Here is a 26,384-nt window from a genome sequence, read left to right as displayed (position 1 = left end):
CCAGGCTCAGGCGATGCGATCGCCCGGCTTGATCTTGGCGGCGCGGCTGTCCACGCCGGGCAGCATGTGCGCGGGGTCGCGCGTCACCACCACGTCCAGCACGGTGGGGCGGTCCTTGCAGGCGTAGGCGGCGGCCAGCGCGGCGGGAATCTCGGCCGGGTCCTCCACCCGGATGCCGTTGCAGCCCAGCGCCCGCGCCACGTTGGCGTAGTTGGTCTCGGCCAGGTCGGACGACTGGTAGCTGCCGCTGCCGTACATCAGGTGCTGCAAGGCCTTGATATAGCCCGAGGCGGCATTGTTGACCACCACCAGGGTGAAGGCCAGGCCCATGCGCACGGCGGTTTCCAGTTCGCCCAGCGACATGTTGCAGCCGCCGTCGCCGGTCAGGCTCACCACCTGCCGTCCGGGCGCGGCGGCGGCCGCGCCGATGGCGCCGGGGATGCCGTAGCCGATCGACGCGAAGCCCCGGTCCGGCACGAAGCCGCGCCCGGCGCGCTTGGTGTCGAACAGCAGGCCGCCCCAGTGCGCGGCGAAACCGCCGTCGGCCACCAGCACGCCGTCGGCGGGCAGGCTGGCGTTGATCTCGTGCATCAGGCGCGCCATGCCGATGGGCCGGTCGGCCGAGGTCAGCTTGGCGCGCACCGATTCGCGCCAGGTGTGCATCGCCTGGCCGACTTCGGCGGCGTAGCCTTCCCGGCGGGCGCTGCCGTTATCGGGCTGGGCGGCCAGGGCCTGGTCCAGCTCGGCCAGCGTGGCGCGGGCGTCGCCCCACAGCCGCAGCGCCGGCGTGGTGGTGCGGTCGAATTCCTCGGCCACGATGTCCAGGTGGATGATGGGCGCGCCGGTGGCCAGCAGGTCATAGCGGCGCGTGGCCACTTCGCCCAGCTTGCAGCCCACCACGAACAGACAGTCGGACTTGGCGATCAGGTCGTTGGCGATGCGGCTGTAGCGGCCGAACAGGCCCGCGTTCAGCGGATCGTCGCAGGCGATGGCGCCCTTGCCGCTCATGGTGTGGGCGACCGGAATGTTGTAGCGCCGCGCGAAATCCTGCACCGCCTCGGCGGCGTCGCTGATGTGCACGCCGCCGCCGCACAGCATCAGCGGGCGGTCGGCGCCGGCCAGCATGGCGGCGGCCTGCGCCAGGGCGTCGGCATCCGGGCGGCAGCGCAGCGCGGGCGCGCGGCGGTAGGTCTCGCTGGCGTGGAAGGCGGCGGCGTCGAACGCGTGGAGTTCATGCGCGATGTCCTCGGGCACGTCCAGCACCACCGGGCCGGGCCGGCCGCTGGTGGCGACCGCGAAGGCGCGCCGCACCAGTTCGGGAATGCGCTCGATCTTCTCGACCCGCAGCACGTCCTTGACCACGGGGCGCAGCACTTCCAGCTGGCGCGCTTCCTGCGTCATGTTCTTCCACGAATGCATGCGGTGCGAGTCGCCCACCAGCGCCACCATGGCGGTGCCGGCGTTGTAGGCCTCGGCCAGGCCGGTGACCAGGTTGGTGGCGCCGGGGCCGAGGGTGGCGTCGCACACGGCGGGGCGGCCGCTGACCTTGGTGTAGGCGTCGGCGGCGAACACCGCGCAGCGTTCGTCGTTGATCAGGTTGTGGTTCAGCTTCAGGCGCCGCACCGCGTCGTAGAACGGCAGCAGCTGGAAGCCGCCCATGCCGAACATCAGGCCGACGTCATGCGCCGCGAACATGCGGGCGATGGCTTCGCCGCCGGTGATTTCAAGGGTTTCCGACATGCGGGGAATGCTCCAGGTGGGTTGCGCGCCCGGCCAGCAGGGCGTCGATAAAGGATTTCAGGGGGGCGCCGATGCGGCAGCCGAGTTCGCGGGCGCGGGCGTTGGCGCACGACACCACGCCGTCCTCGTAGCAGGAGCGCGCGTCGCCGATGCGGGCGCTGTGGGCCGACACGGTCAGCGCCGCGATGCCGCGCTGCTGCAACAGGGGCAGGCGGCCGATGCCGGCGCTGTCCTTGCCGATGCCGGCGTCGTTGAAGGTCACCAGCCAGGGGCGGGGACGCACGCCGTCGGTGGCCAGGCCCGCCAGCCGTTCGCCGTGCGAGGCGGTGACGGCGATCAGGCCGTCGTCGGCCGGCTCCAGCAGCGAGACCGAGTCGGCGCCGATCACGCGCGGCGTGCCGTCCTCGGCCGTGGCCAGGACGGTGCGGGCCTCGTGGCGCGGCGCCGGCCAGGTCGGCGCCATGTCGGCATCGGCCAGCCGCCGCGCGGCCTGCGCCACGGCCATGCCGGGCCGGCAGCCGAGCGCATGGGCCAGGCCGTTGACGTGGCTGATGATGCCGTGGCGCGCCATGTCGGCGCCGTCGCCGATGCGGCAGCTGCGGTAGTCGGCGGTGGCGGCGGCCACGCCCCATTGCTGCAGTTCGTCCAGCCCGGCGATGCCGGCCTGTTGCCAGCCGACGCCGGCATCGTTCAGCACCACCGCGCGCACCCGGCCGCGGGCGGCGCAATAGGCGGCGTAGCTGCCGCCATGGGAGCCGGCGATCACCACGCGGCCGGCGTCTTCGGCGCGCAGCTTGGTGATGCTGTCCATGACGCGGGCGGGTTCGGTGTTGTTCTGTTCTTCCATATTATGGATGTTTGTCTTGATTCCTGGGGGCGAGACGGGAGGCCGCCGGGAAATCGATCTGTCTCTGCTTGAATTGGAATAATGGTGTGAGGCTGATTCTAAGAGGCCATGGGCGGCGCCAACAATCCTGTCTCCATATTGTGGAAGCTATTTGAAAATGAGGGGGTGGCATCCATCGGGGAGGCAGGCGGGCCGACGCGGGGCAACGGTGCGTGGCATGGCCGCGGCTCGCGGGCGCGGCGCGATCCATGCGAAGGAGGGAGGGGGAAGGGCGCGCAGTCCAGGGAGGCGGGCGCGTTGGCCCGTTCGGGGAGGACGGCGCCAAGCGCCGGAGGGAAACAACAGCCGGGCGGCAGCCTGGCCGCCCGGGTATCGCCTGCCGCGTCTACTTTTCCCAGCCGCCGCCCAGCGCCAGGAACACGGCGATCTGGTCGTTGCTGAGTTCGGCCTGGCCGGCGGCCAGCGCGCTTTCATTGCTGGCCAGCGTGCGTTCGGCGTCGAGCACCGTCAGGTAGTCGGTCTTGCCGTACTGGAACAACTGGCGCGCCTGCGACGCGGCCTGCGCCGCCTGGTCGCGCGCCGCTTGCAGCGCCGCCTGGCGATCGAGCTGGCGCGCGTACACCACCAGCGCGCTCTCGGTTTCGCGCAGCGCATTCAGCACCGAGGCGTCAAAGCGCGCCACGGCGGCCTTGGTGTTGGCCTCGGCCTCTACGATGCGCGCCTGCACCGCGCCGGTGTTGGGCAGCGTCCACGAGATCAGCGGGCCGACGCTCCAGCTGAAGGTGCCGCGATCGCCGAACATGGCGGCCGGCCCGCCCGAGGCGCCGGACAGGCCCAGCGTGATCTTGGGATACAGGTCGGCCGTGGCCACGCCGATGCGCGCGGTGGCGGCGGCCAGCGCGCGTTCGGCCTGGCGGATGTCGGGACGGCGGCGCAGCAGCGCGGCGCCATCGCCCACCGGAATCGTCTGGCTCAGTTGCGGCGCGGCGGCGCATTGCAGCAGCGTGGTCGGAATCTCGGCCGGGGTCTGGCCGGTCAGCGCCGCCAGCCGGTACAGCGCGGTGCGTTGCTGCGCCTGGAATGGCGGCAGGCCGGCGCGCAATTGTTCCAACTGGCTGCGCGCGCGGGTCACGTCCAGCGCCGTGCCGCGGCCGGCGCGTTGCAGGCGGCTGACGGCGTCCAGCGATTCCTGCTGCACTTTCACCGAATGCTCGGCCGAGGCCAGTTGCATGCCGGCCGAACACAGGTTGGCGTAGGCGCGGGCGGTTTCGGCCGCCACGGTGACGCGGGTGGCGTCATAGGCGGCCTGGGCCGCCTGCGCATCGGCGCCGGCCGCTTCCACGGCGCGCCGGATCTGGCCGAACAGGTCCACCTGGTACGACATGCTGGCGCCGGCCGAGTACGACCAGCGGTTGGGCGGATCGATGCCGGGCGCCAGTTCCTGGATGCCGGAGACGTGGCCGAAGGTGGGCGAGGCGTTCACGCCCAGGCTGGGCTGCTGCTGCGCCTCGGTCTCGCGCACGGCGGCCTGGGCGCGTTCGAGGTTGGCGCTGGCCACGCGCAGGTCGGTGTTGGCGGCCAGGGCCTTTTCCACCAGGCCGTCCAGCACCGGATCGTTGTACAGCCGCCACCAGTGGCCGGGCACCTGGTCGCGCTGGAACACGCCTTCCCGCGCCTCGGCGAATGGCGCCTGCGCGCCTGGCCGGGCGGCGGCCGCGTCGGCGGGCACCTGGTAGTCAGGGCCCACGGCGGCGCAGCCGGCCAGCGCGGCGGACAGCATCAGCGGCAGGAGGAATCTGGTGTTCATGGCGGTTACGGCTTGGCGTTGTCTAAGTGGTTGACGGGTGGGTGAAAACGCACGCTCAAGAGGGTTGGCGCGCGTCGGTCCGGGTCTGCGCGGGCGCGGCGGCGGCGCCGACCGCGACGGTGGCGGTCTGGCCGGCCACCAGGCGCACGCCGGCGGGGACTTCGTCGATCTTCACGCGCACCGGGATGCGTTGCGCCAGGCGCACCCAGTTGAAGGTCGGGTTGACGTTGGGCAGCAGGTTGGCGCCGGTGCTGCGGTCGCGGTCGGCAATGCCCAGCGCGATGCTCTCGACGTGGCCGCGGATCTGGCGGTTGTCGCCCATCAGCGTGACGGTGACGGGGTCGCCCTCGTGGATGCCGGGCAGCTTGGTTTCCTCGAAATAGCCTTCGACGTAGAACGAGCTGGCGTCGACCAGCGCCATCACGCCGCGCCCGGCGCTGGCGTACGAGCCGGCGCGCAGGTCGAGGTTGGTGACGCGGCCGTCGGTCACGGCCAGCACGCGGCTGCGCTCCAGGTTCAGGCGCGCGGTGTTCAACTGCACCTCGGCCTGGGCCAGCGCGGCCTCGGTCTGCTGCAGCTTGGTCTGGCTCTGTTCCAGCGCCTCGGCGGCCACCAACTGGCCCAGCGAGCGGTTGCGCTTGGCGTCGCGCAGCGCCTGTTCGCGCGCCACCTGTTGCGAACGCACGGACGCTTCGGCCTGGTCGTAGGCCAGCTGGAAGCGCGCGCGGTCGATCTCGAACAGCACGTCGCCGGCCTTGACGTCCTGGTTGTCGTGCACCGGCACGGCGGTCACCAGGCCGGACACGTCCGGCGCCACCTGCACCACGTAGGCCTTGACGCGGCCATCGCGGGTCCAGGGCTCGACTTCATAGTGCACCCACAGCTGCCAGCCGGCGTAGACGGCGGCCGCGACCACGGCGGCGGTCACCGCGAATTTGCCGATGGCGGCGGGGCGCAGGGCATTGGGGAGTTTCATACCTATCTCTGCAGAAAATAAGGGGAAATCAGGGAGACGCCATACAGCAGCACGATGAACAGCGCCAGGTCGAACAGCGCCGGGTGCCACACCAGGCGATACAGCCCGGCGCGCGCCAGCACGCGGCGCACGGCCCAGGCCACGCCCAGGGTGACCACGCCCAGCACCAGCAGCCAGGGGAAGTAGATACCGTAGAGATTGAATTCGCCGATCATGGTGTTTCCAGCGTGGGATGGGCGGGTTGGTAATCGGCCGCGTCGGGGAAGAAGGCGCGGCGCAGGCCCACCAGGGCCACCACGGCGCGGTCGCGCGCGGCGACGGTGCCGGGCGTGGCGCTGACGCTGGCCAGGGCTCGGTCGATCTGCGCCAGCATTTCCGGCGCCTTGTCGCCGCCGCGCCAGGCCGAGCGTTGGCGGAAGAAGCGCGCCAGGCTGTCGAGCACCGGCGCGATGGTGGCGTCGGCCATGGGCAGGTGGCGGCGGGCGCGTTGCAGTTCGGTGATGTCGCGGCCCACGCGCAGGTCCTTGAGCGCGTCGGCCGCGACCAGGTCGTCGGGCCGCTTGGCCATGGCCAGGCGCGGCTGCAGCAGGCCGATGCGGTCGAGCATGCGGGCGGCATAGGTGTGGCGGGCCGGGGCGCGCGGCGAGCTGGCCAGCGTGGCCAGTTCGTTCCAGTTGGCGGCCTGGATGCGGCGCGCGCTCCAGTCGGCGCTGACGGTGCGGAAGATGGCGGCGATGATGGCGGCGGTGGCCACGCCCATGCACTGCGCCACCTGCGTGTCGATGAACGACACCAGGTCGGCGGTGTGGGTGTCCTGCAGCGCCATGGTGCCCAGGAAGCCGAACAGCACCGCCATGGCCTTGCCGGTGGAGGCCGGCCGCGCGATGAAGATGCCGAGCACGAAGGCGGTGGGCAGCATCGCCAGCGCCAGCATCTCGAACGAATGGATGGCCGGCATGATGCCCAGCAGGTACAGCGCCGACAGCGGGATCGAATACACCGTGTAGGTCAGGAACTGCATGATGCCCGGCACCGGGTTGTCCTGCGAGGCGAAGAAGCAGCTGAAGATGGCGGCCATCAGGGCGGCGGTGGCGCCGTTGCTCCAGGCCGTGCCGATCCAGAACAGGCAGACGACCGAGATGGCGACGCCGGCGGCGGCCGCCGACAGCAGCGCCATGCCGCGGTCGCGGTGCAGGGCGCGGCTGGGCGCGGTGCGGACGGGGGCGCGCGTGCCGCGCAGCGGCGCCCCGGCCAGGCCGGCGCGGATCTCGCGGCGCAGCGCCAGGCATTCGTCGTAGGTGTCGATCAGCTCGCGCAGCCGCGTCATCAGGCTGGCCAGCAGCGCGTCGCGCCAGCCGGAATGGCTGTCGATGGCGGGCGTCAGGCGCGAGACGGCGGCGCGCAACTGCACGGCGGTTTCGTGGGTGGCCTTGGCGCCGGCGTTGATCCATTCGGAGATGTCGGCCAGCACTTGCGAGACCGGCTCCGGCAGCGTCTGGCCATTGGCCTGCAGGGCGCGCATGCGGTCTTCGACGGCGGACACGGCGGGCGTGAGCGCGGCGATCTGGTCCTGCATGGCGCGCACCGCGCCGGCGGTCCAGCGCAGGTTGCCGGTGTCGAACGGCACGTGGGTCGAGAGCAGGCGCAACTGGGTGATGTCGTTGGCCAGTTCGCGGCGGTCGCGGTCCTTTTGTTCAGTGGTCTTGCCGCTCAGGGTGTCGTGGATCCAGAGCTTGGCGTCGCGCACCGCCTTGTCCAGCTGCAAGGTCAGGGCGGGCGCCAGGCCGCGCGGCAGCACGATGCTGTGGACCAGCGTGGCGCAGACGATGCCCAGGCTGATTTCCTCGACCCGCGCCAGCGCGGTGTCGAACACCTGCGACGGATCGGTGACGCTGGGAAAGCCGATCATGGCGGCGGTGTAGCCGGCCAGCATGAAGAGATACGAGCGCGGCGTGCGGTCCAGCACCGACAGGTACAGGCAGAAGCCGACCCAGGCCACCATGGCGGCGGTCATGACGACGGGCGAATTGGACAGGCGCGGCACCATGTAGACGGTCATGGCCGAGCCGCAGAAGGTGCCGACCAGACGGTACAGCGCCTTCGAGCGCACCGCGCCCGACCAGGGCTGGGCCACGATGTAGGCGGTGGTCATGGCCCAGAACGGGCGCGGCAGGCCGATGCTGTACGAAAGATAGAGCGCCATGATGGCGCTCAGGTAGCTCTTGAGGGAGAAGATCGTCTCGCGGACGTTGGGCAGTTTCATGGCCGCGGGTCCTCCTGGGCCCCGGCGGCGCTGCGGCCCAGCGCGGCCTTGAGTGCGTCGAACACCCGCAGGCAGGCTTGCAGGTCGGCTTCGCTGACGCCGCCGAACAGGCGCCGGCGCAGTTCCACCAGCACGTCCTCGACCTGCTTGCGCAGGGCGTGGCCGGCGTCGGTCAGGTGCAGGGTCTTGGCGCGGCGGTCATGCGGGTCTTCGCGGCGTTCCATCAGGCCGGCGGCGACCAGTTGGTCAAGCACGCGCACCAGCGACGGGCCCTCGACCCCCAGCGCCTCGGCCAGCGCGCCCTGGCGCACCCCGTCGCCCAGCCGGCCGGCCAGGATCACGGGCCAGGCGGTGGCTTGCGACAGGCCGTAGTCGGCCAGGGCCTTGTCGGCGGCGCCGCGGTAGGCGCGCGACAGCACCATCAGGTTGGCAGTGGTGGCCATGAGTTGGGAGTCGGTGGGGGTGTCCATGGAAATCGATTGTATCCTATCTATTAGCTTACTATTAATTGAAAATGGCGAAGATCTCCATTGATTTTTTCAATCGGGAAAATCAGGGGCGGGTTTTCCGTGGATGGAAAGGCGGGGCGGCGAGGGGCGGCGTTGATGCGGCGGGGCGCGTCGTGCCGGGTGCCGGGCCCGCCGGGAGCCGGGCGTCATCTGGCGTCGGCATCGCCCATGTCTGCCGGGAAAACCGGCGAGCGGCATGCGTGGTCGCGCCAGGCGGCAAGCGCCTGCTGTCGCGCCGGCTCGCGGGGCGGCCAGGCTGGCCGCCCTGGGCGATCAACCGTTGCAGTCGGCCCAGCAATTGGGCGTTTCGTACAGGCGCACGCGGGTCAGGCGCAGGTCGGCGCCGTAGTGGCCGTGGTAGTGCGGCGCGAGGATCTCGAAGATGATGGCGGCCAGGTTTTCAGCGGTGGGGATGCGGTCCAGCACCACGGTCTTGTGGTCGGGCATCGAGTCGAGGAAGCCGCGCACGGCGGTGTCGCCTTCATACACCAGGAAGGCGTGGTCCCAGACGTCGACGATATGCGTCTTGGCGATGCGCTTGATGTCGGCGAAGTCCATCAGCATGCCGTTGTCGGATTCGCCCGGGGCCTGGACGACGTCGCCGGTCAGGGTGATTTCGAGCACGTAGCGATGGCCGTGCAGGTTGCGGCACTGGCTGCGGTGGTCGGGAATGCGGTGGCCGGCGTCGAATTCAAGCCTGCGGGTCACGGAAATCATGGAATGCCTATGTATTTATGGGTCTGCAGGCTCAGGCGCCATTGCGGGTGCTGCATGCAGTATTGGACGGCCTGTTCGGTGTTGGCCAGGCGGGCGGGGCCGTCCATGGGTTGCAGGAAGAAGTGGTCGAAGTCCAGGTGTTCGAAGCGCGGGGGCAGGGCGTTGGCCTGGGGGTAGACCAGCTTGAGTTCGTTGCCGCGTTCGATGACGACGGGGGCGGTGCCTTTGGGGCTGACGCAGATCCAGTCGATGCCGGGGGGCGGCTGGACGGTGCCGTTGGTTTCGATGGCGACGGTGAAGCCGCGGGCGTGGACGACGGCCAGCAGGGCTTCGTCCAGTTGCAGCAGGGGTTCGCCGCCGGTGAAGACGATGTAGCGGTTGGCGGTGTCGGGGCCCCAGGCGGCTTCGATGGCGTCGGCGAGCAGCTCGGGGGTGGCGAATTTGCCGCCGCCGTCGCCGTCGGTGCCGATGAAGTCGGTGTCGCAGAAGGTGCAGGCGGCGCTGGCGCGGTCGCTTTCGCGGCCGCTCCAGAGATTACAGCCCGCGAACCGGCAGAAGACCGCCGCGCGGCCTGCGTGGGCGCCTTCGCCTTGCAGGGTTTTGAAGATTTCTTTGGCGGTGTAGGTCATGGGGGAGTGGCGCTGGGCGGCGCGCCAGGGAGGGGCAAAAGGGCGTTATTTTAGTCGGTCTTGGTTGCGGGGGGCTGGGATGTCCTTGATGTCGTGGGCTTTTTCTCGTTTGTTGGGGCGGTTGCGTGACGTTGCCGGGGGCTTCGTAGGTCGCCCTGGGCGCGGGCGGGTCGGGAGGCGGGCGCCCACGATTGCGGTCCGGAGCGTTCGCTCCGGACTGCCCCTGCGTCATCCTCGTTGCCGCCTGACGGCGGCTGCCTGCGGATTCCCTCGGGCGCATCGAGGTTGCCCGCCTCCCGACCCGCCCGCGCCCAGGGCTGCGAATGTCTGGGGGCGTGGCGCTGCGGGGCTTCAGGGTTCTGGAGAGTCTTGCCGGGCCCGCCTGGAGTGGCCGCGCGGGCGGCCGCTCCAGGCATACGCGGTGTGGGGTGTTGGGCGGGGTTCGCTGGCGCGCAGGCGTGGCGGATGCGCGACGGGGGGGAGCGGATCTGGGTGGGACGGTGGTTGGGGGGCTGTTGCCGGATGTGCTTGCGCCACGAGGGGGGGGTGTGAGGGATTTTCACGCCATGGGGTGGGGGGAGCGGAGGGTTTATCGCCTGGCGAAGGCTTATATACTCTCGCGCTATGTTTCATGTTCAAGATTCTCTCTATATCGACGAGCGCGAGATTGAGTTCTCGATGATCCGGGCGCAGGGCGCGGGCGGGCAGAACGTCAACAAGGTGTCGAGCGCGGTGCATCTGCGGTTCGATGTGCGGGCGTCGTCGTTGCCGGCGGATATCAAGGATGCGTTGTGCGCGATGAGCGACCATCGCATTTCCAAGGAGGGGGTGATCGTCATCAAGTCGCAGTCGTTCCGCAGCCAGGACAAGAACCGGGCGGAGGCGATCGAGCGGCTGGTGAACATGGTGCGGGCGGCGGCGAAGGTGGAGAAGCCGCGGCGGGCGACGAAACCGACGCGGGCGTCGCAGCGGCGGCGGGTGCAGCGCAAGGTGCTGCATGGCGAGGTGAAGCGGTTGCGCGGGCGGGTGCAGGGGGAGTGAGGGGCCCTCGGATTCCGAAGAAGGCCCCTCGGCCGGCAGGGGTATAACGATATATCGGGATGTCTCGATATATGATTCGATAAATTGCGATATTTCAATATGACGACCACTGCTGCCCCCGCCACCGAGGCCACCACGGAGATCGATGTCGACGCCATTCTCAAGGCGTTGGCCAATCCCGTGCGCCGCGAGATTTTGGGGTGGTTGAAGACGCCGCAGGCGCACTTCGAGGAGCGTCCGGGGCATACCTTCGAACACGGGGTGTGCGCGGGCCATATCGATGGGCGCTGCGGGCTGTCGCAGTCCACCGTGTCTTCGCACCTTGCGGTGCTGCAGCGCGCGGGGCTGATTTCGGCCACCAAGGTGGGGCAGTGGGTGTTCTTCCGTCGCAATGAACCCGTGATTGCCGCGTTCCTGCGGCAATTGAATCAAGACATGTAGCCTGCCGCCGCTACCCACGCCCGCCCGCCGGGCACGAGGATTGTTATGAGCCTGCTGTTCGAACCCTTGCAAGTGGGGGAACTCACCCTGCCCAACCGCATCATCATGGCCCCGTTGACGCGCCAGCGCGCCAGCGAGGGCCGGGTGCCGAACGACCTGATGGTCGAGTACTACGTCCAGCGCGCGTCCGCTGGCCTGATCCTGACCGAGGCCACCTCGGTGACGCCGCAGGGCGTGGGATATGCCGATACGCCGGGGCTGTGGTCGCAGGAACAGGTCAAGGGCTGGCGCAAGGTGACGTCGGCGGTGCACGAGGCCGGCGGCCGCATCTTCGCGCAGCTGTGGCACGTGGGCCGCATTTCGGACCCGGTGTTCCTCAATGGCGAACTGCCGGTGGCGCCGAGCGCGATCGCGGCCGGCGGCCATGTCAGCCATGTGCGTCCCAAGCGCGGTTATGTGGTGCCGCGCGCCCTCGAGACCGATGAGATCCCAGGCATCGTCGAGGCCTATCGCCGCGGCGCGCAGCTGGCGCAGGAGGCCGGTTTCGACGGCGTCGAAGTCCACGGCGCCAATGGCTATCTGCTGGACCAGTTCCTGCAGGACAGCACCAACCATCGCACCGACGGCTATGGCGGTTCGCTCGAAGCGCGCGCGCGCCTGATGCTGGAAGTAGTGGATGCTTGCGTCAGCGTGTGGGGGGGCGGCCGCGTCGGCCTGCACCTGTCGCCGCGTGGCGATGCCCACTCGATGGGGGATTCGGATCCGGCCACGACCTTCAACTACGTGGCGCGGGCGGCGCGCCGCCGTGGCCTGGCGTTCCTGTGCGCGCGCGAACATGAGGGCGCCGACAGCCTGGGGCCGCAGCTCAAGGAATCGTTCGGCGGCGTGTACATCGCCAACGAAGGCTTCACGCGCGAATCGGCCGAGGCGGCGATTGCCGCGGGCCGCGCCGACGCGGTGGCGTTCGGCGTGCAATTCATCGCCAATCCCGACTTGGTGCGCCGCTTTGCGCTGAACGCGCCGTTGAACGCGCCGGATTCGTCGACCTTCTACGCCTCGGGCGCGGCGGGCTACACCGACTATCCGGCCCTGGCGACGGCCTGAAGCGCCGCGCCGTTGCCGGCCACGACGGGTCGGCAGCGGCTTGGGCGTTTCAATGCAGCGCGGCGCGCATCGGGTAGGTGAACAGACCGTAGTGCGCCGCGTTCAGGCCCAGGTGGGCCAGCACCGCGGCCGCCAGGCCGCCGTGGCGGTAGGCCAGGCCGTACCCAACGCCGGCGATGCCGGCCAGCAGCATCCATTGCCAGCCGCCGGCATAATGCGCCAGCCCGAACAGCAGCGCGGCCACCAGCAGCGCGGCCGCGGCGCCCCAGGGGCGGCCGCGGCAGGCGCGCGTCAGCCGTTCCTGCACGTAGCCGCGGAACAGGGCTTCCTCGGCCAGCGTCACCAGCAGCGCATTGTTGATCAGCCATAGCCAGCCCGAGTCGGGCCACTTCGGCGCCCATCCCACCACCTCCAGCGCCAGGGCCAGCCCCAGGCAGGCCGCGATCGCGCCGGCGCACGCGGCCAGCGCCGCCGTGAGCGTGGCGCGCGCGCTGGCGCCGGCCATGGCGGGCGCGGCGACCAGCACCACCCAGAACGCCACCAGCGGCTTGTCCAGGTTCAGGTACATGGCGAAGGGCACGGCATCGGGCGTCAGCGCGGCGCGCGGGATGACCAGCGGGTTGTGGTAGCCGGGCAGCCAGTGCAGGAACAGCAGCACCGCCAGGATCAGGAACAGCGCATGGCCAGCGGCGCGAGCGGGCGCCGCCATGGTCGGCCGCGCCAGCACGGCGGCCAGCGCCAGCAACGCGGGCCAGGCCAGCGCCACGGGCTCGATGCCGCCCTGCGTCCAGGCCCAGGCATAGGCGAGCGCCAGTGGCAGCAGGGCCCAGCGGCGGGTGGCGGGTAGCCACAGCAGGACGGCGGCCAGGAACATCAGGGAGCCGGGAGAGGCGAGAGGCATGGTTCTTCCTGCGAGACAACGCGCGGCGCGTCACCGGCATCGCGTTCGCGGGAGGCGCCAAAGCCGCAAGTGTAAGCGCCGGAGGGTGAGGCCGCGTTTGCGGTTGGCCGATAGGCATTTGCCGTTTGCGCCGACCGCTTTTCATTTCCGCGCTTTCGGGCGACCATGCCGCAGCGGCGCGTCCCGTCCGGTGGCGGGAAGAGGCTCGTTCCGCGCAAGGAGCAGCAATGAAATTGATCGCATGGTTGATGTTGGCGGCGGCGATCCTGCCGTTCGTTTGCACGATCGTCGCCAAGGCGGGCGGCAGGAAGTTCGACAACAATGATCCGCGCGCCTGGCTGGCGCGGCAGGAAGGCTGGCGCGCGCGCGCCAACGCGGCGCAGGCCAACACGTTCGAAGCGCTGCCGTTCTTCTACGCGGCGGTGTTGTTCGCGCTGTACAACCAGGCGGCGCCCGCGCACGTGGCCACGTTGATGGCCTGCTGGCTGGGCGTGCGCCTGGGCTACCTGGCGATGTACCTGGCGGGCTGGGGCGCGCTGCGCTCGCTGGTCTGGACGATCAGCGTGGGCTTTGTCATCGCCATCCTGTTTTCGGGCGTCTAGCGCGCCCACGCGGTCCCGGCCTGGCACCGGGCGCCCCGCGCGCCTGGCCAGGCGGCATGGCCATCAGGGATTCACTTCCATTCGAACACGGCGCGCGCCGTGCCGCTGTTCTGCACGTTGACTTCGCGTTCCTGCGCCTTGCCGTTGAAGGTGGCCGAGACCTTGTAGCTGCCGGCGGGCAGCTTGACCAGCATGTAGGGGCCCTGGGACTCGGCCTGCAGCACCTGCTTGCCATGGCCGTCCTTGATGACGACGGCGACGTTGGCCACGTAGTCGGCCTTGCCGTCGCGCTGCGCGGCGAAGGTCAGCGAGAGCGGGTAGTCCTTGGCGGCGGCCTTCATGGCTTCGGATTCGTCCAGGCCGATGCCGCCGCTGACGTATTCCACGCTGCCCTGGTGCTGCACCGCGGGCAGCGCCGCCTGCGCGGCGGTCAGGAAGCCGGCCAGGGCCATGGTGCCCACGGCCATCGCGGCGGCCAGGGTGCAACGTTCGATGCGCTTGTTCATGCAATTCTCCTTGAAGGGATGATCACGCAGGAAATTCGACCGGCATATGCGCGCCGAGTTCGCCGGCGCTGTCCGTTTTACCGGGGCGTGGACGATCCAAGCGTATCGCTCGCGCCGGGATCGCGCCAGGCGAACGCCAGCACGCTCTCGCCGTTGGCGGCGCCGTCGGGCGCAAAGCGTTTTTCGACTAGCAGGCCGGTGCCGTCGTCGCGCAGTGTCAGCACGGTGGAACTGCGGGTGCCATAGTTCGGACTGACGATGAAGGGGCTGCTCAATAGTTTTTCGCGATCCGGCGGCAGGCCCGTGGCGGGCAGGTCAGCGTCGTCGGCCGGACTGCGGTCGGCCAGCGCCTCGAACAACGCCGGCAGGTCGGGCTGGGGAGCCTGCGCCAGCACCCGCTCGAAGGCGGCCTTGGTGCGCGCCAGCTTGGGCCAGGGGGTATCCAGCAGGTGGTTCGACAGGGCATAGACGCCGGCCGCCAGCGGCCGCGGCGCGCCGTCGCGGTTGCTGGCATACCAGGCGCCCTGCGCGTCCCCGACGATCAGGTTGAAGCCGTTGTAGGCCTGGCCGGCGGCATGGGCGGCGGCGATGTAGTCGGCGGCCGGCGCGCGGCCGCGCAGGAAGTTCTCGACCAGGGCGCCGCGCGAGGGGGCGTCGGCGACCACGCGGCCGGGCTCGCGGAAATTGGTGACCAGCGCATAGCGCCCGCCAGTGGTGGCGCCCATCCAGGTGCCGCCGGCCAGCGCGTCGCGGCCGCCGTACACGTGGGCGGCGTCGGCCCACTGCGCCGCCGGCAGCGTCGGCCGCGCGTGGAATTCATCGCGATTGGCGGCGATCAGGACGGGAATGCCCGGCACGGTATGCAGGGCGAGGACGGCAAGGCACATGGTTCAGTCCGGTTGGGTGGTCGGGGAAGGCGGGCGAACACGGCCCGGTTCGGCCGCGAAGCCGGGGCCGGCCAGGGTCGCGCGCAGGGCTTCGATGGCGCTGGCGGCTTCGCGCAGCGCGGGCGTGTCGGTCGTCACGGGCGCGGCGGGGACCGCCATGCCTTGAATCACGGCCCGCGCCATGGCCTGCAGTGTCTCGGCCAGCCGCGCCACCGCCGCCGGGTCGGGCGGCGGCTGGCCCGCGGGCAGCGACCAGGCGCTGTCGGAGACCGCGTTGGCCACGCGTTCCAGAGCCACTTCGACCGGCCACCAGGCCAGCGCGCGGCGGCTGACCAGCCGGGGTTCCGACAGGCCGCGCTGCAAGGCGATGCGCAGGTCGGACAGGCGCGCATAGGCCTGGGTGCGCAGGTCGTGGCGGGCCGCCGAATCGGCCTGGAACACGGTGTTCAGGTAGGCGGCCAGGGTGTCCATGGCGGTGGCCACGGCCTGGTCCAGGTTGTGGCGCTCGATCCGCATCCAGGGCAGGTAGCCCACCGCCAACACGATGGCGGCGGCCACCGCGACGTCCTCCAGCCGCGCCAGCGCGATCGGCCAGCTGCCCGGCTGCAGCGCGCCGATCAGCAGCATCAGGATGGGCAGCAGGATCGCCGAGAACAGGCCGTAGTTGCGGCGGATCGACCACGGCAGCAAGGCCGCCAGGGCGGTCACGGTGAGCAGGCTGACCACGCCGCTGCGGTCCAGCGCCAGCACCGTGGCGCTGATCGCCACGCCCACCACGCTGCCGGCGCAGCTTTGCAGCGCGCGGGCGAAGACCGAGCCGAAATTGGGCTTGAACACCACCACCACGATCAGCGGCACCCAGTAGGAGCGCGGCAGGGCCAGGGTGCGCGCCACCGCCTCGGCAACGATCAGGCACAGGCCCAGCCGCGTCAGGTAGCGCAGCGTGGTCGGGCCGGGCCGGTAAGTGCGCGCCAGCACCCGCCAGGGCGTGCGCGGACGCGCCGGCGGCAGGGCCGGGAAAGCGTCGGGCCGCGCCGGGCCGCTGCCTTCCAGCAACGGCCGCGCCTGCTCCAGCGCGTCGGCCAGCGCCGTGGCGCCGGCCTGGCGCACGGCCGCGATGTCGTCGCCGGGCGTCAGCGGCGTGGCGTTCTCGACGTGGTCGGCCAGCCGGTTCATGGCCCGCGCGCACTCGGGCGGCAGCACCCGGCCGGCCCGCGCCAGCGCCAGCGCCGCGTCCGACAGCGGCGTGCAGGCCTGCAATTGCGCGGCCAGCCGGGCCAGCCGCGGCGAGGGACCGGCGGCGCGGCGCCGGGCCGCCAGCACCGTGTCGTAGGCGCCGGCCATGGCGGCTTCCATGTCGCGCCGCGCCGTCATGATGCGCGAGGTGCCGATGGCGGCGAACATGGCCGCCAGCTTGCGATAGGCCAGCGCCACCGCCGCCCGTTCGGGCGCGATCGGGTTCACTACCCAGCCCAGCAGGGTCAGCGCCAGGCCGAACAGGCCGCCCGCGCCCACCAGCGCCGGCGGCAGCCAGGGGGGCAGCGGCGACGTCAGGCTGGCGCCGACGATCACGTAGGTGGCGAATTGCAGCGTGGCGACGGCGGCGATGTTGTTGAAGGTGCCGACCAGGCTGGCTGCCAGCACCAGCAGCGTCATGCCGGCGGCGGTGAGCAGGCCGTGGCCGGACAGCAGCGTGCCCAGGAAGTAACCCAGCGCGCCGCCGAACACCGTGCTGCCGATGGATAGCGCGCGGTTGCGGTAGGGGCCGCCGTTATCGCCGGTGATCGCGGGCAGGGCGCCGAGCGCCACCAGCGCGGCGGCCGCGCTCTGGTCCAGCGCCAGCCCGGCGGCGGTCGGCAGGCCGATGGCCAGCGCGGCGCGCAGCGCGACCCAGCGACTGACCGGCGACGGTTCCATGTGCGCGAGGCTCATGAGCCAGCGCATGTTGGAGGCGCGCGCGCGGCGGTTTTCGCGGGAGGCGGCTGAGTGCGGCACGGCGGTCCCGGGCCGGTTAACCCTGGCCCTTGATCAGCGGCGCTTCCTGCGGCGCGGCCAGGCGGAAATAATCGGCGGTGGCCATCAGGATGGAAGCGTCGAGCCGGCCGGCGTTGAACACGATTTCATCGTGCCGCTGGCGCAGGGTGGGATCCACCAGCAGGTGCAGGTCGGGGTTGAAGCTGAAGGGCGGGATCGCGCCGATCTCGCAGCCGGTCAGCTCGCGCGCCAGGTCCTGGGAGGCCAGCGAGGCCTTCTTGCCGCCCGCCGCGCGGGCGATGGCTTCCAGGTCGGCCTGCTGGTCGGCGGGGAACACGGCCAGCACGTTCCGGCGCTGGTTGGATGAGATCTTGACGCGGCAGACCAGCGCCTTGGCGCCCTGGCTGACGGCGGTGCCGCGCACGGCGGCGACTTCCACCGAGCGCCCGGCGGCGGGGTGGGAGATGAGGCGGTAGCGGGCCTGATGCTCGGTTAGCAGGGCCTGCAGGCGGTCGTAGACTTCCATGGCGGGATGCGGTGGGTTGGCAAGGCCAGCGCCGGGAATCCGGCGGGCCATGCCGCATGATACGCCGCCCGCCTCAAATGTCGCCGGTGAAGGCGTAGCCCCAGCCCCAGACGGTGCGGATCGGCAGTTCCATATTGGTTTCGTGGGCCTTGCGGCGCAGCCGGCTGACGACCACGTCGGTGCGTCGCACCGAATCGCGGCCGGCCTGCGGATCGCTGGCCGGCAGGTCGCCACGCGGCATCCGCTTGTCGGGGCTGGTGGTCAGCTTCAGCAGGAAGTCGCGTTCGGCCTGGGTCAGCGCCAGGCGGGTGCCGCGCGGACTGACCAGGGTCCAGGCGGCATCCTGGAACTGCCACTTACCGGTGGCCTCGGCTGGCGTGGTGGCGCCGGCGCGCGCATCGGCATCGGCCGGCCGCCGCCCGCTGATCGGCACGCGGCGCACCAGCGCCTGCAGCGCGGCGGCGATCTCGGCGGTGGCCACGTCGGTCGGGAAGCAGGCATCGGCGCCGCAGTGCAGGCCGAGGATGCGGTTTTCAGGCGAATCGAAGGTCGAGACGGCGACGATGCCGGCGGTGGTGTCCATGGCGCGCAGGCCGGCGACGGCCATGCACAGATCGGTCAGCTCGGCTTCCATCACGAGCAGCGGCGTGCGGCGCGCCTGGAACAGGCGGAACAGGCCGTTGGAGTCCTCGCATCCGCGCGGCGAGAAGCCCATGCCCGCCAGTGCGTCGCAGCGGCGTGCGCGTTGGTGGGCATCGGGTGAGAAGACGATCAGGTCTAGTAAGTCATTCATGAATCGTTGTCGGGATCAGTGCAGCTTCAGCGCATGCATGATGCATCGGATACAACGGATTCCTAAACGCCGCACAACGCCACTTTCTGACCCGAATTCTCGGACATGGCCGTGGAATGTATGTATTGGCGCGGGTTTGCCGGCTATCGGGCGGGAGTGGCCGGACTGTCCGGCGGCTCGTTCCACCAGCCGCCGCCCAGCGCCTGCAGCAAGGCGGCGGCGTCGGCGTAGCGCGCCGCGTCGGCCGCGCCGCGGGCGATGCGCGTCTGCAGCAACTGGCGCTGGCTGTCCAGCAGGGCCAGGTGGCTGATGCCGCCGGCCTGGTAGCGTTCGCCGGCGATGCGCGCGGCGTCGTCGGCGCGCCGCCAGGCGGTGTCGTAGGCCTCATAGGCGCGGGCGTCGGCCTGCACCGCGCGCAGCGCGTCGGCCACCTGGCGGAAACCGTCCAGCACGGTCTGCCGGTAACCGGCCGCCGCCGCCTCGTAGGCGGCCTCGGCCGAACGCTTGCGGGCGCGCAGTTCGCCGCCATGGAACAGCGGTTGCGCCAGCCCCAGGCCCAGGTTCCAGACATTGACGCCATCGGTGATATCGCCGGCCCGGGTGCGTTGCGAACCGAAGCTGGCGGTCAGGGTGAAGCGCGGGTATTGGTTGGCGGTGGCCACGCCGACGTTGGCCGAGGCCTGGTGCAGCAGGGCCTCGGCGGCCAGGATGTCGGGCCGCTGGCGGGTCAGCGCCGACGGCACCCCGGTGGGAATCTCGGCCGGCAGCGCCAGGTCGGCCAGGCGCAGCGGCGGCGCCTGCCAGGCGGCGGGCGGCTGGCCCAGGTAGGTGGCCAACTGGTGCGTGGCCTGGGCCAGTTGGTATTCCAGCGGGGGCACGGTCGCGGCGGTCTGCGCCAGCAGCAGTTCCTGGTTGCGCAGGTCGGCCTCGGCGATGCCGCCGGCCCGCAGGCGCTGCGCCATGATGTCGCGCTGGCGCTGCTGGGCCGCCAGCAGCTCGCGGGTGTCGGCCAGGCGCGCGGCCAGGTCGGCCTGGCGGATGGCGGTGGTCACGACGTTGGCGGCCAGCGTCATGCGCGCGGCCTGCAGTTCGTGGGACTGGTAGTCGACCTGCGCCGCCAGCCCCTCCAGCGCGCGGCGGTTGCCGCCGAACACATCGAGCGTGTAGGACACGTCGATCGAGGCGTTGTAGAGCGTGAACGGCGCGGGCTGCTCGGTCACCGGCACGCCGTAGGCGGAAGGATCGACCTTCTGCCGGGTGGCCGACAGGTTGGCGTCAACGGCCGGCAGCAGGCGGCCGCCGGTCTCAGCGTTCAGATCCTCGCCGGCCTGGCGCAGCCGGGCGCGGGCCTGTTCCAGGGTCGGGCTGGCCTCCAGCGCCTGCCGCACCAGCGTGTCCAGCGCATCGGAGCGGAACAGGCGCCACCATTGGGCCGGGATGTCGGCGCCGGTGAGGCGCGGTTGGGCGCCGCTGGCGGGGGCGGCGCTGTCGGTCGGCGAGGTGTAGGCGGCGACCGGCGGCGTGGCGGGGCGCTCGAAGTCCGGTCCGACGGCGCAGCCGGGCAACAGAGCGCAGGCGGCCACGAGCGCGGCGCGGCGGGCGAAGGGCAGGTGGGGGCGGGGCATGGCGGCCTTCAATCCAGGGTGCGGCGGTAGAACTTCACGGCGGCGGTCATGACGACCACGGTGAACAGCAGCATGGGCCAGATGGTGGGCCACAGGTCCCACCAGCCGTTGCCCTTGAGCAGGATGCCGCGGATCAGCCGGTTGAAGTGCGTCAGCGGCAGCAGGTTGCCCAGGTACTGCGCCCACTTGGGCATGCCCAGGAACGGGAACATGAAACCGGACAGCAGCATGTTGGGCAGGAAATAGAACATCGTCAGCTGCATTGCCTGCAGCTGGTTCTGCGCCAGCGACGACAGCGTGATGCCGACGGTCAGGTTGGCCGCCACGAAGATCAGCGCTCCCACGTACACCGTCACCAGGTTGCCCAGGAACGGCACGTGGAACACGAAATACGCCGCCAGCAGGATGATGGTGGCCTGGATCAGGCCGATGGCGATGTAGGGCACGATCTTGCCCGTCATCACCTCCAGCGGCCGCACCGGCATGGCCAGCAGGTTTTCCATGGTGCCGCGCTCGCGTTCGCGCGTCATGGCCAGGCCGGTCATCATCACCAGCGTCATGGTCAGGATCACGCCCATCAGGCCTGGCACGGTGTTGTATTGCGAGATCTGTTCTTCGTTGTAGAGCTGGTGCACGCGCACGTCGAACGGCGGTTGGCCGCCGGCCAGGTGCGCCAGCGGGCCGGTCAGGTCCTTGCGCGCCACCGCCTGCGCCAGTTGGGTGGCCGAGCCGATCGCCAGCCCGGTCGCCATCGGGTCGGTGGCGTCGGCCTCGATCAGCAGCGCCGGCCGTTCGCCGCGCAGCAGCTGGCGCGAGAAGTCCGGTGGAATGGTCAGCACGAACAACACCCGGCCCTGCGCCAGCGCGGCGCGGCCGGCCTCTTCGTCGGGCAGGGTCTCGACGATGTCGAAGTAGTCGGACGCGGTCATCGCCGCCACGAAGCTGCGCGTGAACGGGCTGTGGTCGGCCACGATGACGGCGGTCGGCAGCTGCTTGGGGTTGGTGTTGATGGCGTAGCCGAACAGCGCCAGCTGCATGATCGGAATGCCGACGATCATGCCGAAGGTGATGCGGTCGCGCCGCAGCTGCAGGAATTCCTTGAGCACCATGCTCCACCAGCGCGACCACGAGAAGCCCTCCAGGTGGCGTCTCATGCAGCGCTCGCGTAGTTGTCGTCGGAACGGTTCATCAGGTAGATGAAGACATCCTCCAGGCTGGTGTCGATGCGTTCCAGGCGCAGGTCCTGGCCGGCCACGACGTCTCGCAAGGTGCGTTCGAGCACGGCGGCGTCGCGGCCGCTGATGTGCAGCGCGGTGCCGAAGGCCACGGTCTGGTCCACCCCCGGCGCGCCGCGCAGCCGCTGCGCCAGCGGCACCAGGTCATGGCCGTGGATCGCCCAGGTGGTCAGGCGCTGCTGGGCGATGACTTCATCGGCGGTGCCCTGGATCAGCAGCTTGCCGTACGAGATGTAGGCCAGCTTGTGGCAGCGCTCGGCCTCGTCCATGTAGTGGGTGCTGACCAGCACCGAAATGCCGCGCGCGGCCAGCTCGTGCAGCTGTTCCCAGAAGTCGCGCCGCGCGGTCGGGTCGACGCCGGCGGTGGGTTCGTCCAGCAGCAGCAGGCGCGGCTCGTGCAGCAGGCAGGCGGCCAGCGCCAGGCGCTGCTTCCAGCCGCCGGACAGCGCGCCGGTGAGCTGGTTGGCGCGGGTCTGCAGGCCCAGGTCCTCGAGCGCGCGGTCAACGGTCTCGCGGCGGTTCGGCATGCCGTACATGCGGGCCACGAAGTCCAGGTTCTCGCGGATGGTCAGGTCGTCCCAGTACGAGAACTTCTGCGTCATGTAACCGACGTGGCGCTTGATCTCGGCGCTGTCCTTGAGGATGTCGTAGCCCAGGCAGGTGCCGCTGCCGGAGTCGGGCGTGAGCAGGCCGCACATCAGACGGATGCTGGTGGTCTTGCCGCTGCCGTTGGGGCCGAGAAAGCCGAAGATCTCGCCTTCGCGCACTTGCAGCGAAACGTCGTTGACCACGTGCTTGTTGCCGAAGTGCTTGTTCAGGCCGTGCACGTCGATGACGTAGCCGCGCTCGGCCGCGGGGCGGGCGGGGGCGCCGTTCATTGCAGCGCCGCCTCGACCGGCTGGCCCGGATGCAGCCGCGTGGCCGCGTCCGGCGCGGGGCGGGCCTCGACCATGTAGACCAGCTTGCCGCGCGTTTCGCGGCTGTAGATCACCGGCGGCGTGTACTCGGCCTGCGGCGAGATGTAGTCGATGCGCACCGGCACCGGGTCGCCGCAACCGTCGCAACGCACCATGGCCTGCTGCCCGGGCTTGAGCGTGCCGATCACGCTCTCCGGCACGAAGAAGCGCACCTTGATGTTGCCCGGCGGCAGCAGGCTGACCACCGGACTGCCGGCCGGCACCCATTCGCCCACGCGGTACAGCGTGTCGAACACCAGGGCGGCGGCGGGCGCCGCCAGGCGTTTCTGCGCCAGGGTCCAGTCGGCCTGCGCCAGCGTCGCGCGCGCCGCCTCGACCTGGGCGGCCTGGGCGCGGCGCTGGTCCTGGCGGCCGGGCAGGTTGGCCACTTCCAGCTGGGCGCGCAGCTCGCGCACGCGTGCGGCATCCGATTGGGCCTGCTCGCGGCTGTCGTCCAGCTGCGCACGCGCCACGCCGCCGGCGCGGAACTGCGCGGTGTCACGCGCCAGTTGCGCCGCCGAGCGCCGGCTGGCGGCCTCGGCCTGGGCCAGCTGGGCGCGGGCGACATCGACCTCGGGCGGCCGCTTGCCGGTGGCGATGTCTTCCAGCTGGGCGCTGGCCGCCGCCAACTGCGCGCCGGCCTGGTCGCGCGCCGCGGTTTCGCGCGTCGCCTCCAGCGCGAACAGCGGCGCGGCGGCGGCGACCTGCTGGCCGCGCTGCACGGACAGCGTATCGAGCCGGCCGGCCTCGGACGAGGCGATGTACAGATATTCGCCCTCGACGTAGCCCTGGTAGACGGCATCGTCGCGCTTGCCGCAGGCGGCCAGCAGCGACAGGCCGAGCACGGCGGCGACGGGCAGCGCGTAACGCGGGAGGGAAGGGGTGCGCATGGTCAGCGTCCTGTGGCGGGCGGTTCGGTGGTGGCGGCCGGCTTGGCGCGCCGGGTCCGCTGTGCCGGCGCGGCGGGCGTGCCGGGGGCGTCGGGCGCCGGGGCTGGCGGGGAAAACAGCCCGCCCGTGAGCATGGCGATGGCGTGCGCGGCAATGGCGTCGTGGTCGATGGCCTGGACCCGCGGATCGTTCTGCCAGATGCGGCGCCACAGGCTGGACGTGGCCAGCGGCAGCAGCGTCAGGCCCAGGATCGACAGGAACACCAGCCGCGGCTCGACGCCCGGGGTGATGGCGCCGGCGCGCTGGCTGTCGGCGATCAGGCCGGCGAACACCTGCAGGCGCTGGGCCGGCAGGTGGCGCAGCACGCGCTCGCGCAACTGGCCGCCTTCGTTGACGACCTCGTGCATCCACAGGGCCGGGAGCCAGGGCCGGTCGGTGCCGCAACGCACGATGCGCGAGACGATCTCGGTGATGACGATGCGCGCCGTGTCGGCGGAACCGTCCAGGCGCCGCGCCGTCTGCGGCACCGGGCTCCAGACGTAGCCGATGACCGGCACCACCCGTTCCAGCACCACGGCGTCCAGCAACTGGTCGCGGCTCTTGAAGTAGTAGTGCAGCATGGCCGAGGTGAACCCGGCGCGTTCGGCGATGTGGGCCAGGCGGGTGGCGGCCACGCCCTGGGTGGCGAACAGGTCGGTGGCGATGTCCAGCAGCTGGTCGCGCACGGCGGCGCTGTCGGGACGGGCGGGGCGGCCGGGACGGCGCGCGGGGGAAGGCTTGGCAGGCATGGGCAGATTCTAATTAAGTATTTAATTAATTAAAAGGGGAGCAGCCGGCAGGGTCGGCCGGCGGCCGGCGCGGCTGGGGTGGTGTAATGGCCGAACCGGAACAGAAGGAGTCAGCACGCCATGCCGCAATCGTCCTCCCTCAACCGCCGCATCGTCCTGGCCTCGCGGCCACGCGGCGAACCCGCCGACAGCGATTTCCGCCTGGAAACCGGCGCGGTCCCCGAACCCGGGCCGGGCCAGCTGCTGCTGCGCACGGTCTATCTTTCCCTCGATCCCTATATGCGCGGCCGCATGAGCGACGCGCCCTCGTACGCCGAGCCGGTGCAGGTCGGCCAGCCCATGGTGGGCGGCACCGTGGCCCGGGTGGTGGCCTCGCGCCACGCCGACTATCCGGTGGGCGAGTGGGTGCTGTCCCAGTCGGGCTGGCAGGACTACGCCGTCTCCGACGGCAGCGGCCTGCTCAAGCTGGGCTCGGCGCCCGAGCATCCGTCGTATTCGCTGGGCGTGCTGGGCATGCCCGGCTTCACCGGCTACATGGGCCTGCTGGACATCGGCCAGCCGAAGGCCGGCGAAACCGTGGTGGTGGCCGCCGCCAGCGGCGCGGTCGGCGCGGTGGTGGGCCAACTGGCCAAGATCCATGGCTGCAAGGCGGTCGGCATCGCCGGCGGTCCCGACAAATGCCGCTACGTGGTCGAGGAACTGGGCTTTGACGCCTGCATCGACCACCGCGATCCGGCCATGGCCAACCTGCTGGCCAAGGCCGTGCCGCAGGGCATCGACGTGTATTTCGAGAACGTCGGCGGCGCGGTGTTCGATGCCGTGCTGCCGCTGCTCAATCCGCGCGCGCGGGTGCCGGTGTGCGGCCTGATCTCGGCCTACAACGCCACCAGCCTGCCCGACGGCCCCGACCGTCTGCCGCTGCTGATGCGCACCATCCTGACCAAGCGCATCAAGATGCAGGGCTTCATCATCTTCAACGAATACGCGCCGCGTTTCGGCGAGTTCCGCGCGGCCATGCAGGAGCTGCTGCGCGACGGCCGCATCAAGTACCGCGAAGACGTGGTCGATGGCCTGGAGAACGCGCCGCGCGGGCTGATGGGCCTGCTCAAGGGCGAGAACGCCGGCAAGCGCATCGTGCGCGTCGGGCCGGATGAATAGGAACGCAACATGAGGAGCGCAACATGAATATCCTGATCGTGCTGACTTCCCACGACACGCTGGGCAACACCGGCCGCAAGACCGGCTTCTGGCTGGAGGAATTTGCCGCCCCGTACTACGCCTTCCTGGACGCGGGCGCCACGCTGACGCTGGCCTCGCCGCAGGGCGGGCAGCCGCCGCTCGATCCCAAGAGTGACGATCCCGACGCCCAGACCGATGACACGCGCCGCTTCCGCCAGGACGCCGAGGCGCAGCGGCGGCTGGCCAACACGCGCCGGCTGGCCGAGGTGCAGGCCGCCGATTACGATGCGGTGTTCTATCCCGGCGGCCACGGCCCGCTATGGGACCTGGCCGAAGACCCCAAGTCGGTGGCGCTGATCGAGACCATGCTGGCGGCGGGCAAGCCCGTGGCGGCGGTCTGCCACGCGCCGGGCGTGCTGCGCCACGCCAAGACCGCCGACGGCAAGCCGCTGGTGCAGGGCCGCCAGGTGACCGGCTTTTCCAACACGGAAGAAGCGGCGGTGCAGTTGACCGCCGTCGTGCCCTTCCTGGTGGAAGATGAACTGGCGCTGTTGGGCGGCCTCTACAGCAAGGGCGCCGACTGGCAGCCGCACGTGGTTTCCGATGGCCTGCTGATCACGGGGCAGAACCCGGCCTCATCGGTCGGCGTGGCGCAGGCGCTGCTGGACCGCTTGAAGGGTTGACCGCGTGGCCGCGCGCCGATCTGGCGGCGCGCAGGCGCCGACCGCGCCGAAATCGCACGCGCTTGTGTCAGAATTGATACTTTCTGACACAAGCGCGGGGTTCCGTTGCAACCGCGCGCGCTCACACCGATGCCTCCAGATGTACCCCCAAGCGCGGACGCCGCGTTTCCCGCCGGATCTTGCGAAGCGGCGCTGTTCGCCGCCATGCGGGCCCGCGACGCCGCCACCGGCCGCCATTGCCACCGCGTCGTCGCCCTGAGCGTGGCGCTGGCCCGGGCCTGCGGCCTGGACGACGATGAACAGCAGGCTGTCGCCGTTGCCGCCCGCCTGCACGACGTGGGCAAGATCGGCACGCCCGATCGTGTGCTGTTCTCGCCCAGCCGCCTCGAAAAAGAAGATTGGGAAATCATGAAGTCGCATGCCGCCGTCGGCGCGGACATCATCCTGCAGAGCGACATGCCGCAGCGCGAGCGCATCGCGCTGGCCGTGCGCCACCACCACGAGCATTTCGATGGCTCGGGCTATCCCGAGGGGCTGGCGGGCCACGACATCCCGCTGCACGCGCGCATCATTTCACTGGCCGATTCCTACGACGCGCTCGGGGACGCGCGGCCCTATCATCCGGCGCGCACGCACGCCGAGATCATGCGCATCCTCAATGTGGAAGCGGGATCCAAGTGCGATCCCGACCTGCTGCGCGTGTTCGAGACCATGATCCAGTCCAGCCCGCTGCGCGTGCCCTAGGGCCCGTGCGGGGCTGATTGT

Annotated in this window: 27 protein-coding genes; 7 read left to right on the top strand and 20 right to left on the bottom strand. The window is 70.7% G+C overall.

Annotated elements, in window-relative coordinates:
- Positions 1-6 precede the first annotated feature (6 nt).
- The 9 genes from ABFG95_RS00900 to queE all read right to left on the bottom strand — a co-directional run bounded on the left by ABFG95_RS00900 (position 7) and on the right by queE (position 9,488).
- Positions 7-1,740 (bottom strand): thiamine pyrophosphate-binding protein, encoded by a 1,734-nt coding sequence (locus ABFG95_RS00900; protein WP_348995292.1) that lies wholly within the window; start codon positions 1,738-1,740, stop codon positions 7-9.
- Positions 1,724-2,587, bottom strand: coding sequence for a hypothetical protein (locus ABFG95_RS00895; RefSeq protein WP_348995291.1), 864 nt, complete (start codon positions 2,585-2,587; stop codon positions 1,724-1,726). Before ABFG95_RS00895 ends, ABFG95_RS00900 begins: the two co-directional genes overlap by 17 nt.
- 385 nt (positions 2,588-2,972) lie before the next feature.
- Complete coding sequence (locus ABFG95_RS00890; RefSeq protein WP_348995290.1) at positions 2,973-4,394, bottom strand: efflux transporter outer membrane subunit; 1,422 nt, start codon at positions 4,392-4,394, stop codon at positions 2,973-2,975.
- Positions 4,395-4,449: 55 nt separating this feature from the next.
- Entirely contained in the window at positions 4,450-5,370 is a 921-nt protein-coding gene (locus ABFG95_RS00885) for an HlyD family secretion protein (protein WP_049073393.1), read from the bottom strand.
- Positions 5,371-5,372: 2 nt separating this feature from the next.
- Positions 5,373-5,585: a DUF1656 domain-containing protein gene (locus tag ABFG95_RS00880; RefSeq protein WP_020927916.1), complete on the bottom strand. Its 213-nt coding sequence runs from the start codon at positions 5,583-5,585 to the stop codon at positions 5,373-5,375.
- Entirely contained in the window at positions 5,582-7,633 is a 2,052-nt protein-coding gene (locus tag ABFG95_RS00875) for an FUSC family protein (protein ID WP_068953647.1), read from the bottom strand. Before ABFG95_RS00875 ends, ABFG95_RS00880 begins: the two co-directional genes overlap by 4 nt.
- A complete protein-coding gene (locus ABFG95_RS00870; protein ID WP_059270827.1) occupies positions 7,630-8,103 on the bottom strand; it encodes a MarR family transcriptional regulator in 474 nt (157 codons plus the stop codon). Before ABFG95_RS00870 ends, ABFG95_RS00875 begins: the two co-directional genes overlap by 4 nt.
- Positions 8,104-8,415: 312 nt before the next feature.
- On the bottom strand, positions 8,416-8,859 hold the full coding sequence (gene queD / locus ABFG95_RS00865; RefSeq protein ID WP_049073395.1) for a 6-carboxytetrahydropterin synthase QueD: 444 nt from the start codon (positions 8,857-8,859) through the stop codon (positions 8,416-8,418).
- A complete protein-coding gene (queE, locus tag ABFG95_RS00860) occupies positions 8,856-9,488 on the bottom strand; it encodes a 7-carboxy-7-deazaguanine synthase (protein WP_049073396.1) in 633 nt (210 codons plus the stop codon). The genes queD and queE overlap by 4 nt, the downstream gene beginning before the upstream one ends.
- A 624-nt stretch (positions 9,489-10,112) precedes the next feature.
- Between queE and arfB the strand changes: the two genes are divergently transcribed.
- From arfB to ABFG95_RS00845, 3 genes are all read left to right on the top strand, one after another.
- The gene (arfB, locus tag ABFG95_RS00855; protein ID WP_049073397.1) at positions 10,113-10,529 is read left to right on the top strand and encodes an alternative ribosome rescue aminoacyl-tRNA hydrolase ArfB; all 417 of its coding nucleotides are present in this window, start codon (positions 10,113-10,115) and stop codon (positions 10,527-10,529) included.
- 99 nt (positions 10,530-10,628) lie between these two features.
- On the top strand, positions 10,629-10,970 hold the full coding sequence (locus ABFG95_RS00850) for a helix-turn-helix transcriptional regulator (RefSeq protein WP_049073398.1): 342 nt from the start codon (positions 10,629-10,631) through the stop codon (positions 10,968-10,970).
- Between the two features lie 45 nt (positions 10,971-11,015).
- Complete coding sequence (locus ABFG95_RS00845) at positions 11,016-12,074, top strand: alkene reductase (protein ID WP_049073399.1); 1,059 nt, start codon at positions 11,016-11,018, stop codon at positions 12,072-12,074.
- 49 nt (positions 12,075-12,123) lie between these two features.
- On the opposite strand, the gene ABFG95_RS00840 is transcribed toward ABFG95_RS00845, so the two are convergent.
- The gene (locus ABFG95_RS00840; RefSeq protein ID WP_348995289.1) at positions 12,124-12,975 is read right to left on the bottom strand and encodes a CPBP family intramembrane glutamic endopeptidase; all 852 of its coding nucleotides are present in this window, start codon (positions 12,973-12,975) and stop codon (positions 12,124-12,126) included.
- Between the two features lie 227 nt (positions 12,976-13,202).
- On the opposite strand from ABFG95_RS00840, the gene ABFG95_RS00835 reads away from it, so the two are divergent.
- On the top strand, positions 13,203-13,577 hold the full coding sequence (locus ABFG95_RS00835; protein ID WP_049073401.1) for an MAPEG family protein: 375 nt from the start codon (positions 13,203-13,205) through the stop codon (positions 13,575-13,577).
- 71 nt (positions 13,578-13,648) lie between these two features.
- On the opposite strand, the gene ABFG95_RS00830 is transcribed toward ABFG95_RS00835, so the two are convergent.
- From ABFG95_RS00830 to ABFG95_RS00785, 10 genes are all read right to left on the bottom strand, one after another.
- Positions 13,649-14,083, bottom strand: a complete 435-nt coding sequence (locus tag ABFG95_RS00830; RefSeq protein WP_049073402.1) for a carboxypeptidase-like regulatory domain-containing protein — start codon at positions 14,081-14,083, stop codon at positions 13,649-13,651.
- A gap of 77 nt (positions 14,084-14,160) precedes the next feature.
- On the bottom strand, positions 14,161-14,970 hold the full coding sequence (locus ABFG95_RS00825; protein WP_348995288.1) for an NRDE family protein: 810 nt from the start codon (positions 14,968-14,970) through the stop codon (positions 14,161-14,163).
- A 3-nt stretch (positions 14,971-14,973) separates the two neighbouring features.
- Positions 14,974-16,902 (bottom strand): FUSC family protein, encoded by a 1,929-nt coding sequence (locus ABFG95_RS00820; RefSeq protein ID WP_348995287.1) that lies wholly within the window; start codon positions 16,900-16,902, stop codon positions 14,974-14,976.
- A 79-nt stretch (positions 16,903-16,981) separates the two neighbouring features.
- Positions 16,982-17,470, bottom strand: a complete 489-nt coding sequence (locus ABFG95_RS00815) for a YbaK/prolyl-tRNA synthetase associated domain-containing protein (RefSeq protein ID WP_049073405.1) — start codon at positions 17,468-17,470, stop codon at positions 16,982-16,984.
- A 73-nt stretch (positions 17,471-17,543) separates the two neighbouring features.
- Positions 17,544-18,263, bottom strand: a complete 720-nt coding sequence (locus tag ABFG95_RS00810) for a DNA-binding response regulator (RefSeq protein ID WP_348995286.1) — start codon at positions 18,261-18,263, stop codon at positions 17,544-17,546.
- 143 nt (positions 18,264-18,406) lie between these two features.
- Complete coding sequence (locus ABFG95_RS00805) at positions 18,407-19,888, bottom strand: efflux transporter outer membrane subunit (protein WP_348995285.1); 1,482 nt, start codon at positions 19,886-19,888, stop codon at positions 18,407-18,409.
- An 8-nt stretch (positions 19,889-19,896) separates the two neighbouring features.
- Positions 19,897-21,042 (bottom strand): ABC transporter permease, encoded by a 1,146-nt coding sequence (locus ABFG95_RS00800; RefSeq protein WP_054417477.1) that lies wholly within the window; start codon positions 21,040-21,042, stop codon positions 19,897-19,899.
- Positions 21,039-22,001, bottom strand: a complete 963-nt coding sequence (locus ABFG95_RS00795; protein WP_054417478.1) for an ABC transporter ATP-binding protein — start codon at positions 21,999-22,001, stop codon at positions 21,039-21,041. Before ABFG95_RS00795 ends, ABFG95_RS00800 begins: the two co-directional genes overlap by 4 nt.
- Positions 21,998-22,969, bottom strand: a complete 972-nt coding sequence (locus ABFG95_RS00790; protein WP_175204334.1) for an HlyD family efflux transporter periplasmic adaptor subunit — start codon at positions 22,967-22,969, stop codon at positions 21,998-22,000. Before ABFG95_RS00790 ends, ABFG95_RS00795 begins: the two co-directional genes overlap by 4 nt.
- A 2-nt stretch (positions 22,970-22,971) precedes the next feature.
- A complete protein-coding gene (locus ABFG95_RS00785; RefSeq protein ID WP_068980799.1) occupies positions 22,972-23,757 on the bottom strand; it encodes a TetR/AcrR family transcriptional regulator in 786 nt (261 codons plus the stop codon).
- A gap of 120 nt (positions 23,758-23,877) precedes the next feature.
- Between ABFG95_RS00785 and ABFG95_RS00780 the strand changes: the two genes are divergently transcribed.
- The 3 genes from ABFG95_RS00780 to ABFG95_RS00770 all read left to right on the top strand — a co-directional run bounded on the left by ABFG95_RS00780 (position 23,878) and on the right by ABFG95_RS00770 (position 26,363).
- Positions 23,878-24,915, top strand: coding sequence for an NADP-dependent oxidoreductase (locus ABFG95_RS00780; RefSeq protein ID WP_348995284.1), 1,038 nt, complete (start codon positions 23,878-23,880; stop codon positions 24,913-24,915).
- Positions 24,916-24,938: 23 nt separating this feature from the next.
- Positions 24,939-25,619 (top strand): type 1 glutamine amidotransferase domain-containing protein, encoded by a 681-nt coding sequence (locus ABFG95_RS00775; RefSeq protein ID WP_348995283.1) that lies wholly within the window; start codon positions 24,939-24,941, stop codon positions 25,617-25,619.
- A gap of 129 nt (positions 25,620-25,748) precedes the next feature.
- The gene (locus ABFG95_RS00770; RefSeq protein ID WP_175146611.1) at positions 25,749-26,363 is read left to right on the top strand and encodes an HD domain-containing phosphohydrolase; all 615 of its coding nucleotides are present in this window, start codon (positions 25,749-25,751) and stop codon (positions 26,361-26,363) included.
- The last annotated feature ends 21 nt before the right edge of the window (positions 26,364-26,384 follow it).

Source organism: Achromobacter sp. HNDS-1 (assembly GCF_040084795.1).
Classification (GTDB): Bacteria; Pseudomonadota; Gammaproteobacteria; order Burkholderiales; family Burkholderiaceae_B; genus Achromobacter; species Achromobacter ruhlandii.
The sequence above is the reverse complement of the archived record's forward strand: the minus strand, read 5'-3'. Positions and strand labels throughout refer to the sequence as shown.